The sequence below is a fragment of the Streptomyces montanus genome (assembly GCF_005786655.1).
GTDB classification, from domain to species: Bacteria; Actinomycetota; Actinomycetes; order Streptomycetales; family Streptomycetaceae; genus Streptomyces; species Streptomyces sporangiiformans.
This window is the reverse complement of sequence record NZ_VBZC01000066.1, coordinates 38,117-49,905: the sequence shown is the minus strand read 5'-3', so window position 1 is coordinate 49,905 and position 11,789 is coordinate 38,117. Positions and strand designations below refer to the sequence as shown.

Genomic DNA, 11,789 nt, shown 5'->3' with positions numbered 1-11,789 from the left:
GACGCGGCGCCCGCGGTGGGCCCCGTGCGCGCCGCCGAGGTGGTCGCCCTCCTCTCCGAGGAGCCGCCTCGCGAGTACGGCGACGACCTCGCGGCGGTCTGGCGCACCGCCCGGCGCGGCGGTGACGCCTATGCGGCTCGCTGGAGGGCGGAGGCGCGGCGGCTGGGTGCCGCGGCGGCGCCCGCGGCCTCGGCGCGGAACGCAGAACCCACCGCCGGGCCAGGAGCGGACGGACAGTCGGCTCACACACCCGATACCGGTGCGACCAGCGCGCCGGACAGCCCCGTTGACGACCACCACGCCGCGGGTCTCGTCGCCGCCCTCGCGTTTCCTGAGCGGGTCGCCCGGGCCGGGGGCGGCTCGTACCTGATGGTGTCCGGTACGAGGGCCGAGCTCGGGGACGGGACGGGGCTGCGGGAGGCTGCGTGGCTCGCGGTCGCCGTGGCCGACCGGCCCGTGGGAGCGGGGCTCGCGCGCGTGCGGCTCGGGGCGAGGATCGACGAGGAGACCGCCCGGCGGGCCGCCGGGGCCCTGTACGGCGAGAGTGAGGAGGTCCGCTGGGCCGACGGGGACGTCGTCGCCCGGCGCGTCGAGCGGCTGGGTGCCGTGGAGTTGACGGTGCGGCCGCTGCGGGACGCCGACGCCGGGCTCGTACGCGATGCGCTGCTGGACGGGTTGCGGGAGGAGGGGCTGGGGCTGTTGCGGTGGTCGCGGGATGCCGAGGTGCTGCGGCAGCGGCTCGGGTTTCTGCGTCACCATCTGGGGGCTCCCTGGCCCGAGGTGTCGGACGACGTCCTGCACGCGCGCGTGGACGAATGGCTCGAGCCCGAGCTGAGCCGGGCGCGGCGGCGTGCCGATCTCGGGCGGATCGACGCCGGGCAGGCCCTCGGCCGGCTGTTGCCGTGGGCCTCGGGGGACGCGGCACGCTTCGAAGAGCTGGCGCCCGAGCGGATCGAGGTGCCGAGCGGGTCCAGAATCCGGATCGACTACGCGGATCCCGAACGGCCCGTGCTCGCGGTGAAGTTGCAGGAGATGTTCGGGCTGCAGGAGTCCCCGGCCGTCGCCGGTGTGCCCGTACTGGTGCATCTGCTGTCGCCCGCCGGGCGGCCCGCCGCCGTCACGTCCGACCTCGCCTCCTTCTGGCGGGACGGGTACCGGGGCGTGCGGGCCGAACTGCGCGGGCGGTATCCGAAGCACCCGTGGCCCGAGGACCCCGCGACGGCCGAGCCGACCCGGCACACGAACGCACGCCTCAGGCGCTGACCGGTTCGGGATCGCGCTCTTGCGTGGGCGACGGGTCACCGGGGCGTCGGCTGCGGGCCTCCAGGTACAGGGACAGCGACAGCAGCGCGACACCCAGGACCAGCAACCCCCACGGCAGGTAGGTCGTCAGCGAAAGGACCAGGAGGCGCTGGGACTTGACCAGGTCGACCGTCGACTCGATGTAGTCCTCGCGTATTTTGACGTGGCCGGAGAACGCGGTCACCTTGTCACGGCCCCCCAGGAGCGTGCCGCCGCGCAGTTCCTCCTGGTGGATCTCCTCGCCGTAGACGGGCGCTCCCGTGACGGGTTCGACCCAGAACTTGCGGACCGTGGTGTACCAGCGGGTCGTGCCGGTCTTGGCGACCGACTCCGGGGTGATGCCTTTGACGGGCATGGCCTTCGGGAAGGGGACCTTCGTCCAGGGGATGGTCTGCTCGAAGTAGTAGACGCTCACGCCCCGGAAGTCCTGTGTGCCCTTGTAGTGGATGGGTGCGGTGATACGGGCCTGCGCGTCGAAGTACTCGTAGTCCCGTTTCTCGGTCAGGAAGGGCCACTTGAACTCGATGCCCTCGCGCCTGACGGGGTCGCCGTCGACCATCTCGCCGGTGGCGTGGACGGGCTCCTGGGTGTGCGCGTCGAAGATGTAGCGCTCGGGGATCTTGGAGACCATCTTGCCGTCGGGGCCCTGGACGTAGGACAGGCCGTCCCAGACGACGACGTCGCGGCCCGCGGTCTTCTCGATCTTCTCGGATGCCTCGACGTTGCCCCTGAGGGTCTGCACGATGGAGACCTTGTCGACTTTCCGGGCCTTCATGGAGCCGTAGTCGAGGAGCGTCGCGTCCTTCGCTTCGAGGACCATGTCCTGGTACTGGTTGGCCGGGATCTTGGCGAGCCGGGGAAAGGCGTACCAGCGCAGCAGCGGAGACAGTGCCGTGCAGAACACGGCGAGGGCGAGCAGGATCAGGCTGGCCTTGCGGCGCATCTCGGCGGCCCTCCCTACGGGTCAGGGGTGCTCGGGGACGGTGGTCAGCAGCGGCTTCGGTGAGGTCGTGCCGGCCGGTGTGCCGATGGCCGTGAGCGTGAAGACCAGCGCGAGCGCGACGGCGAGACCGGTCGCGGCGGCGATGAGGACGCGCATGCGGAGCCTCCCCGGTTAGCTGATGGAGCGTCAGGGCTGGGGCACCGTAGCAACGGCGGGGCGAGATGAGAACACGTTGCGCACACGGACAACGGCGCCCCCTCCGCCGACTCGGCGGAGGGGGCGCCAGTGACTCAGGGCTTACTGGGCGCTGGGGCTCGGCGAGGTGCTGGGACTCGACGAGGCGGCCGCCTCCACCTTCAACTCGACCGTCAGCGTCGCGCCGCCGGTGGTGTTGATACGCAGCAGGAACGTGCCGGTGGTGTCGTCCGCGTACAGCTTCGGCAGCTTCAGCAGGCCGTTCGCGTCCGTCTTGAGGCCCTTCAGGGTGCGGATGGTCTTGCCGTCCGCGTCCTTGAAGTAGGGGCCCTTGTCGTTCTCGGTGGCGTCGTCCGCCGACTTGATGAGCGTGGCGGTAGCCGCGACACCGTCGGCGACGGCGCCCTTGTACGTGGCCTTCACCTCGACCTGGTTCGCGAACTCGCCGCCCGCTACGCAGGTCAGCGCGGTGCTGCTGGTACGCACGAGGGCATCGGCCTGGCGGGCGGTGACCGTCGCCGCGTAGTCGAGGCCGGACACGCTGCGGCCGACGACGGTGGCGCGGACCTCGAAGTCACCGGTCTTCTCGCCGGCCTTGAGCGCGGGCGCGGTGGCCACGCCGGAGCTGTTGGTGAGGACCGTCGCGACACTCTCGCCACCGGTGAAGGCAGCGTCCGTGTCGCCGACGATCGTGAAGCGGACCCTGACCTTCGGCACGGCTTTTCCGGCCTTTGTCTCGGCGCGCGTGGCGATCCGCTCGGTGAAGGCGTCACCGGCGGTCGCGGTGAGCTTGCCGGTGCCCGCGTTCTCCAGGTGGTCCACCGTGTCGGTGGGCGTGGAGGGCGTGGAGGGCGGGGATGTCGGGGGCGGTGTGCTCGACGGGGGCGTGCTCGACGGCGGCGTGGAGCTCGGCGGGGTCGGGCTCGTGGAATCGCCGCCGGTCGACGGGGTACTCGGCTTCGACGTACCGGGAGTCCTCGACGGCGGGGTGGGAGTGGGGCTCGCGCCGCTGTAGTCGTCGCTGCGGCCGGAGGGCAGCGTGCCCGTGCCGTCCGGCACCTCGTGCGTGCCCTTGCGGTAGTAGTCGAGCCACGTCAGGACCAGGTTCAGGTAGTCCGTGGACTGGTTGTAGCTGAGGATCGCGCGGTTCAGGTCCTTCTCGACGGACAGGTCGCGGTCCGCCCGGCACAGGTAATGGCCAGCGGCGAGGGCGGCGTCGTAGATGTTGTTGGGGTCCTTCTCGCCGTCGCCGTTGCCGTCGCGGCCGGACCACGCCCAGGTGGAAGGGATGAACTGCATGGGGCCGACGGCCCGGTCGTGGGTGCTGTCCCCGTCGTACGCACCGCCGTCGGTGTCGGTGATCTTCTTGAAGCCGTTGCCGTTGAGGACGGGGCCGAGGATCGGGCTGAGCGTGGTGCCGTCGGCATCGACTCGGCCGCCGCGGGCCTGGCCGGACTCGACCTTGCCTATGGCGGCGAGGAGTTCCCAGGGCAGGTTGCAGCCGGGCTTGGCGTCGCGCAGCGCCGCCTCGGCCTTCTTGTAGGCGTCGAGAACGGTCGCCGGTATGCCCGCTTCGACGTCGCCCGTGCCGGTGGGGGTCCCCGTGCCGGGTGTCGGGGCAGGGCTGTTGAGCGGCGGGAGGTCCGTGTAGTACGGCGAGTTGCCGGTCGCGCTGGTGTCGTCGCCGGCCTCGGGTGAGGGCTGCGAGCCGGTGTTCTGCCGGCCCTGCGAAGTGTCGGTCACGCCCGGTGCCTGGGAGGCGGAGAGGGCCGCGACCGCGGCCGCCGCCACAGCGGTGGTTGCCGCTCCTTTGGCCAGCCTTCGACCGAATTGCGCCGCCATTGCGTGAACCCCTCCCGTCGACGAGCGCCGCGCTCCGCGCGCTACCTTGCGGTCCCGGCCGTACTGCCCAGCACGGCGACCCAGGTGACCCTACGACAACTTCTGTCGCGCAGACAGTTGTTCGTGCCCGTTTTTCACCGGTTGGCCGGATCCGTTTTCGCCTACCCGGGTGTCCGGGACCATACGCCGCCCGTCCCGCATACTGGGCGTCACCGATCAAGGCCCGCCAGGCTCGGTCAACTCCAGGGACCGTCAGGCTCGGTCAATTTCGTTCGCGGGGAGCCCAGTTGCCGTTCACTCTCAGCCATGCCGCGGCTGTCCTGCCCGCCGTACGCGCTGATGGAACCGGCCGTGGCCCGCTGGTCCCCGCGGTACTCGTGGCCGGCTCGTTCGCGCCCGATCTGACCTATTACGCGGCCGGCGCGTTGCCCGGGGCGATGGAGTTCGGCGACGTCACGCACTCCTTCGCCGGAGTGTTCACGGTCGACGTCCTCATCACCTGGGCACTCGTGGGCGCATGGCTGCTGCTGCGCGAGCCGTTGGTCGCGTTGCTGCCGCCGAGTTGGCAGGGCCGTACGGGTTCCCTGGTGCGGTGCGGTGCGCCACGTGCCCCCTTCAGTCCGTCGCTCGCGCTGTGGTGGTACGTGTCCGCGGCGCTCGGCGCGCTGACGCATGTGGTGTGGGACGCGTTCACGCATCTCGACCGGTGGGGGATGCGGTTGTTCCCCGTGCTGGGACAGGAGATCGCGGGCTCACCGCTGTACTGGTATCTGCAGTACGGGGGTTCGGCGGTGGCCGCGGTGGTGATCGCGGTCTTTCTGGGGGTCTCTCTGCGGCGACTGCCGGCCGTGGAACTCGTGGGGCTGCCGGTGTTGTCCGTACGGGACCGGTGGCTCGCCGTGCTGGTGATCGGTGGCTGTGCGGCGGTGGCCGCGGTGCAGAGGGCGGTGCGGTGGTGGGACTACTGGGGGTCGAGTGCCGAGCCCTGGGAGCTGATTCCCACCGTGTGCTTCGGGGCGGGGGCCGGGCTGGCCATCGGTCTGCTCGCGTACGGCGTCGGTGTCAGGGTGTGGCGTCCGGCTCCGGCTCGTCCCAGCCCGGCAGCGGATCGTACGGAGCGGAGCCGTCCGACTCCTCGCTGATCTCGCTCTCCGGGGTGAGGGCGTCATCTGTCGGGCCGCCGTCGCGGCCCTGATCCAGCCCGCGGTGCACGGCCTGGGCTATGCGCTCGATGGTGCCGACGCCGTACGCCATCGTCGGGTTGTCGTGGGACAGGACGACGATGCGGTACGTGCTGCGGCCCTGGCCCGTGAACGCGCCGACGCTGTGCACGCGCCAGCCGTGCGTCGCTCTGGGCAGCCAGCCGTTCTTGACGTGCGCCGTCAGACCGCTCGGCATGCCCGCGGGAACGCCCCAACGCTGGTCGCGGCGGACCTCGCTGAGCAGTTTCAGGCCGTACGCGCGGGAGCGCAGGAAGGAGCTGGGATTCGTCAGCACACCCAGCAGCCGCAACTGGTCGGCGGCCGTGGTGCGGGTCAGGCCCCAGTAGCGGCCGGGGCCGAGGACGGTGGCGCGGGTGCGGGTGCGGGTGAGGAAACGGTTCAGGTAGCTGTGCCCCAAGGCGGCCCAGAGGCGCCCGGCGGCGGTGTTGTCCGAGCTGACGATCATGGGCCGTATGTTGGCCGCTTCCCAGCTTGTGAGTCTGCGCCGCAGTTCATCCGCCCGCCGCAGCACGCCCTCCATGATCAGCACCTTGGCGACGCTCGCCGAGTCGTACCGCAGCTCACTCGCGTACGCGCAGGTCAGTCCGGAGGCGTCGGCCACCGCCACGGAGACGGTGCCGTGCCTGGACGACACGACCGCCCGGATGTCCCGGGACAGGCGGGCGGCGCGCTCGGGGTCGCGGGCGGAGTGGCAGGGGGCGACCGCGAGGGGGCCAGGACCGGGGGTGTCCGCAAGCGTGCGATGGCCCGCGCTGCCCGCCGGGACGCGGCGAGTGGCGTCTCCGGTCGGGGTTCGGGGGCTGCTGGCGCCGTTCGCCAGGGCAGGTATCGGCGTGAGCAGCACCGACGCGAGTGCTGCGACGAGTGCCGTGCGGCAGTGCCGTATGTGAGGACCCATGCCCGCATCCTCCGGGCGCACCGCGCCCGCGGCTCCCGCTCGGGGGCCACGCGGGTGACAGGGTCCTCGGACACAGGCCCGCGTCAGGCGAGGGCCCTTGGAGAAGGTCCCGCACCAGGCAGGGGCTCTTCTCCGGACAGGTGCCCTGCTCCGGTTGCCCGTGGGGGCGCCCCTTGTCGAAAAGGGGCACCCCATCCCCGGTCCGCCGGAGGCTAGTGCGCCGCCGACTCCCAGTCGTGGCCGGAGCCCACCGACACGTCGAGGGGCGCCCTCAGGCGCACCGCGTCCGCCATTTCCCGGCGGACGAGTTCCTCGGCCAAGTCCCGCTCGCCCGGGGCGATTTCCAGGACGATTTCGTCGTGGACCTGAAGGAGCATGCGGGACTTGAGGTTCGCCTCGGTCAGCGCCCGGTCGACGTTCAGCATGGCGATCTTGACGATGTCGGCGGCCGTGCCCTGGATGGGCGCGTTGAGGGCCATGCGCTCGGCCGCCTCGCGGCGCTGACGGTTGTCGCTGTTGAGGTCCGGGAGGTAGCGGCGACGCCCGAAGAGTGTCGCCGTGTAGCCCGTCGCCCGCGCCTCGTCGACGGCCCGGCGCAGATAGTCCCGCACGCCGCCGAACCGCTCGAAGTACGCGTCCATCAGGGCACGTGCCTCGCCCGCGTCGATGTTCAGCTGCTGGGAGAGGCCGAAGGCCGACAGACCGTACGCCAGGCCGTACGACATCGCCTTGATCTTGCGCCGCATCTCCGCGTCCACCGCGGCGGGCTCGACCGCGAACACCTGCGAGGCCGCCGTCGTGTGCAGGTCCTCGCCCGAGGTGAACGCCTCGATCAGGCCCGCGTCCTCGGAGAGGTGGGCCATCACGCGCAGCTCGATCTGGCTGTAGTCCGCGGTCATGAGGGACTCGAAGCCCTCACCGACCACGAAGCCCCGGCGGATCGCGCGGCCCTCATCCGTACGCACCGGGATGTTCTGGAGGTTCGGGTCCGTGGACGACAGACGGCCCGTGGCGGCGACCGTCTGGTTGAAGGTGGTGTGGATGCGGCCGTCCGCGGCGATCGTCTTGATCAGGCCTTCGACGGTGACCCGCAGCTTGGCCTGCTCACGGTGGCGGAGCATGATGACCGGCAGTTCGTTGTCGGTCTGGGTGGCCAGCCATGCCAGGGCATCCGCGTCCGTCGTGTAGCCCGTCTTCGTCTTCTTCGTCTTGGGCAGGCCCAGTTCACCGAAGAGGACTTCCTGCAGTTGCTTGGGCGAGCCCAGATTGAACTCGTGCCCGGCCGCCGCGTGCGCCTCCTTCACGGCCTGCTGCACGGCGCCCGCGAACATCTGCTCCATGGCTTCGAGATGGGCCCGGTCCGCGGCGATACCGTGCCGCTCCATGCGGGCGAGCAGCGCCGACGTCGGCAGCTCCATGTCGCCCAGCAGATCGGCCGCGCCGACCTCCTGCAGCCGGCCGCCGAAGGCCTCGCCCAGGTCGAGGACGGCCCGGGCCTGCACCATCAGCGCCTCGGCCTCGGCAGTCTCGTCGGCGCCGAAGGCGAGCTGCCCGTCGGCCGCCGCGGCCGGCGCCAGCTCCCGGCCGAGGTACTCCAGTGACAGCGCCTCCAGGTCGAAGGAGCGGCGTCCGGGCTTGACCAGATAGGCGGCGAGCGCGGTGTCCATCGAGACACCGGTGATGCTCCAGCCGTGCTCGGCGAAGACCCGCATGGCGCCCTTGGCGTTGTGCAGCACCTTGGGCTTCTCCGGATCGGCGAGCCACTGCGCGAACGCGTTCTCGTCGCCCTCGTCCAGCTGCGACGGGTCGAACCACGCGGCGGGTCCGGCGGCCGCGGCGAGCGCGACCTCGGCGACGTGACCCGTACCCAGCGCCCAGGTGTCGACCGTTGCTACACCGAGGGCCTCCGTGCCGTGTTCGGCGAGCCACGACTTCAGCTCGCCCGCGCCGAGCACCGCACCCTCGAGCGCCACGCCCTCGGCGACCACCTGCCGGGGCTCGGCCTCGTCGGCCCCCGGGTCGACGGCCAGCAGCCGCTCACGCAGCGACGGATTACGGATCTCCAGGGTGTCCAGGACCACCGCGACGGCCTTGCGGTCGTACGCGGCGCGCTCCAGGTCGGCGACCGTCCTGGGCAGCTCCACATGCCGCTCCAGCTCCGTCAGCCGGCGGTTGAGCTTGACCGACTCCAGATGGTCGCGGAAATTCTGCCCCGCCTTGCCCTTGACCTCCTCGGCCCGCTCCACGAGCTCCGCGAACGACCCGAACTGGTTGATCCACTTCGCGGCGGTCTTCTCCCCGACGCCCGGAATGCCCGGCAGGTTGTCGGACGGGTCGCCGCGCAGGGCCGCGAAGTCGGGGTACTGCGTGGGCGTCAGCCCGTACTTCTCGAAGACCTTCTCCGGTGTGAACCGCGTCAGCTCGGAGACACCCTTCGTCGGATACAGCACGGTCGTGTGCTCGGAGACCAGCTGGAAGGAGTCCCGGTCCCCGGTGACGATCAGCACCTCGAAGCCCTCGGCCTCGGCCTGCGTGGCGAGCGTGGCGATGACGTCGTCCGCCTCGAAGCCGTCGACGGCGAACCGCTCGGCGCGCATCGCGTCCAGCAGCTCGCCGATCAGCTCGACCTGGCCCTTGAACTCGTCCGGTGTCTTGGAACGGTTCGCCTTGTACTCCGTGAACTCCTCGGAGCGCCAGGTCTTGCGGGACACGTCGAACGCCACCGCGAAGTGCGTGGGCTCCTCGTCGCGCAGGGTGTTGGCCAGCATCGACGCGAAGCCGTAGATCGCGTTCGTCGGCTGTCCCGTCGCCGTCGTGAAATTCTCCGCGGGCAGCGCGAAGAACGCTCGGTACGCCAGCGAGTGCCCGTCCATGAGCATCAGCCGCGGGCGCCCGCCGCCGGAGGTCTTCTCGGTCTTCTTCGATGCTGTTTCTGCCACGCCCCCGATCCTGCCACGCCCCACTGACAACGAGCCCCGCCCGTTCCCCGCCTCGGCCCGGGCCAGGTCGTTGTCACTGTCACGTGGCAGGATCAAAGGAGTACCTCACACATGTGCTCGAAGAGGAGGGCCGAGATGGCCGGCAAGCCGCCCCAGGGTGATCCGGTTCAGGACGCGCCGCAGGTCGCCGGGCCCAAGCACGCGGCGGCCGGGCTGCCCGCCATCGGGCACACCCTGCGCGTCGCCCAGCAGCAGATGGGTGTGCGGCGCACGGCGCTCACCCTGCTCCGGGTCAATCAGAAGGACGGCTTCGACTGCCCTGGCTGCGCCTGGCCCGAGCCGGAGCACCGGCACACCGCGGAGTTCTGTGAGAACGGTGCGAAGGCGGTCGCCGAGGAGGCGACACTGCGCCGGGTCACCCCGGACTTCTTCGCCGCGCACCCGGTGGCGGACCTCGCGACCCGCAGCGGCTACTGGCTGGGCCAGCAGGGCCGCCTCACCCAGCCCATGTATCTGGCGGAGGGCGCCGACCACTACGAGCCGGTGCCCTGGGAGCGGGCCTTCGACATCGTCGCCGAGGAGCTCACCGCCCTCGACTCCCCCGACGAGGCCCTCTTCTACACCTCGGGCCGCACCAGCAACGAAGCGGCGTTCCTGTACCAGCTCTTCGCCCGCGAGTTCGGTACGAACAACCTGCCGGACTGCTCCAACATGTGCCACGAGTCGTCGGGGTCCGCGCTCAGCGAGACCCTCGGCATCGGCAAGGGCAGCGTCCTCCTCGACGACCTCTACAAGGCGGACCTGATCATCGTCGCCGGGCAGAACCCGGGCACGAACCACCCGCGCATGCTCTCCGCCCTGGAGAAGGCGAAGGCGAACGGCGCGAGGATCATCACCGTGAACCCGCTCCCCGAAGCGGGCATGGAGCGCTTCAAGAACCCGCAGACCCCCCAGGGCATGCTCAGGGGCGCCGCGCTCACCGATCTGTTCCTGCAGATCCGCATCGGCGGCGACCAGGCCCTCTTCCGCCTCCTGAACAAGCTCATCCTCGAGACGGACGACGCGGTCGACGAGGACTTCGTCCGCGAGCACACCCACGGGTACGAGGCGTTCGCGGCCGCCGCCCGCGCCGCCGACTGGGACGAGACGCTCACCGCGACCGGCCTGGAGCGGGCGAAGGTCGAAGAGGCCCTGCGCATGGTCCTCGCCTCCCAGCGCACCATCGTGTGCTGGGCCATGGGCCTGACCCAGCACAAACACTCCGTGCCGACCATCCGCGAGGTCGTCAACTTCCTTCTGCTGCGCGGCAACATCGGCCGCCCGGGCGCCGGGGTGTGCCCGGTGCGCGGCCACTCGAACGTGCAGGGCGACCGCACCATGGGCATCTTCGAGCGGCCCGCGCCGGCCTTCCTGGACGCCCTGGAGAAGGAGTTCGGCTTCGCGCCACCGCGCGAGCACGGCTACGACGTCGTACGGGCCATCGGCGCCATGCGCGACGGCAAGGCGAAGGTCTTCTTCGCGATGGGCGGCAACTTCGTGTCGGCCTCCCCCGACACCGAGGTCACCGAGGCGGCCATGCGCCGCGCCCGCCTCACGGTGCACGTGTCCACGAAGCTCAACCGCTCACACGCCGTGACGGGCGCGCGGGCCCTGATCCTGCCCACCCTCGGCCGCACCGAGCGTGATCTCCAGGGCGGCGGCGAGCAGTTCGTGACCGTCGAGGACTCCATGGGCATGGTGCACGCCTCACGCGGGCGCCTGGAGCCCGCGAGCCCGCATCTCCTGTCGGAGCCGGCCATCGTGTGCCGTCTCGCGCGCCGCGTCCTCGGACATCGGTCCACCACCCCCTGGGAGGAGTTCGAGAAGGACTACGCGACGGTCCGTGACCGCATCGCCCGCGTCGTCCCGGGCTTCGAGGACTTCAACGCGCGCGTGGCCGAGCCCGGCGGCTTCGTCCTGCCCCACGCCCCGCGCGACGAGCGCCGCTTCCCCACGGCCACCGGCAAAGCCAACTTCACGGCCGCACCCGTCGAGTATCCGAAGCTCCCCGAGGGCCGCCTGCTGCTGCAGACCCTGCGCTCCCACGACCAGTACAACACCACGATCTACGGCCTGGACGACCGCTACCGAGGCATCAAGAACGGCCGCCGGGTCGTGCTCGTCAACCCCGAGGACGCCCGCGAGCTGGGCCTCGCCGACGGCTCGTACACCGACCTCGTCAGCGAGTGGAAGGACGGCGTGGAGCGCCGCGCCCCCGGCTTCCGGGTAGTGCACTACCCCACGGCTCGCGGCTGCGCGGCCGCCTACTACCCGGAGACCAACGTCCTGGTCCCTCTGGACGCCACCGCAGACACCAGCAACACACCCGCCAGCAAGTCCGTCGTCGTCCGTCTGGAACAATCCACTACCAACTGAGCGTTCGCTTAGTGAGCACGATCGACGACGAA

The 11,789-nt window shown here is 71.0% G+C and carries 8 protein-coding genes; 3 read left to right on the top strand and 5 right to left on the bottom strand.

The window, feature by feature from the left end; all coding sequences use genetic code 11:
- Positions 1-1,263 (top strand): ATP-dependent helicase C-terminal domain-containing protein (locus tag FE633_RS39115; protein ID WP_281291324.1); only part of this gene is annotated, 1,263 nt, incomplete at its 5' end.
- Here the strand turns inward: FE633_RS39115 and pgfA are convergent.
- From pgfA to FE633_RS39100, 3 genes are all read right to left on the bottom strand, one after another.
- Positions 1,253-2,245, bottom strand: a complete 993-nt coding sequence (pgfA, locus tag FE633_RS39110; RefSeq protein ID WP_138049922.1) for a cell envelope lipid trafficking protein PgfA — start codon at positions 2,243-2,245, stop codon at positions 1,253-1,255. The genes FE633_RS39115 and pgfA overlap by 11 nt on opposite strands.
- 21 nt (positions 2,246-2,266) lie before the next feature.
- Positions 2,267-2,401 (bottom strand): SPW_0924 family protein, encoded by a 135-nt coding sequence (locus FE633_RS39105; protein ID WP_138049921.1) that lies wholly within the window; start codon positions 2,399-2,401, stop codon positions 2,267-2,269.
- A gap of 141 nt (positions 2,402-2,542) precedes the next feature.
- On the bottom strand, positions 2,543-4,282 hold the full coding sequence (locus FE633_RS39100) for a lytic transglycosylase domain-containing protein (RefSeq protein WP_138049920.1): 1,740 nt from the start codon (positions 4,280-4,282) through the stop codon (positions 2,543-2,545).
- Positions 4,283-4,569: 287 nt separating this feature from the next.
- Between FE633_RS39100 and FE633_RS39095 the strand changes: the two genes are divergently transcribed.
- Positions 4,570-5,424 (top strand): DUF4184 family protein, encoded by an 855-nt coding sequence (locus tag FE633_RS39095; RefSeq protein ID WP_138049919.1) that lies wholly within the window; start codon positions 4,570-4,572, stop codon positions 5,422-5,424.
- Here FE633_RS39095 and FE633_RS39090 read toward each other — a convergent pair.
- Both FE633_RS39090 and polA read right to left on the bottom strand, forming a co-directional pair.
- A complete protein-coding gene (locus FE633_RS39090) occupies positions 5,345-6,403 on the bottom strand; it encodes a serine hydrolase (RefSeq protein WP_171060303.1) in 1,059 nt (352 codons plus the stop codon). The genes FE633_RS39095 and FE633_RS39090 overlap by 80 nt on opposite strands.
- A 212-nt stretch (positions 6,404-6,615) precedes the next feature.
- On the bottom strand, positions 6,616-9,342 hold the full coding sequence (polA, locus tag FE633_RS39080; RefSeq protein ID WP_138049916.1) for a DNA polymerase I: 2,727 nt from the start codon (positions 9,340-9,342) through the stop codon (positions 6,616-6,618).
- Between the two features lie 135 nt (positions 9,343-9,477).
- Between polA and FE633_RS39075 the strand changes: the two genes are divergently transcribed.
- The gene (locus FE633_RS39075) at positions 9,478-11,757 is read left to right on the top strand and encodes an FdhF/YdeP family oxidoreductase (protein WP_138049915.1); all 2,280 of its coding nucleotides are present in this window, start codon (positions 9,478-9,480) and stop codon (positions 11,755-11,757) included.
- The last annotated feature ends 32 nt before the right edge of the window (positions 11,758-11,789 follow it).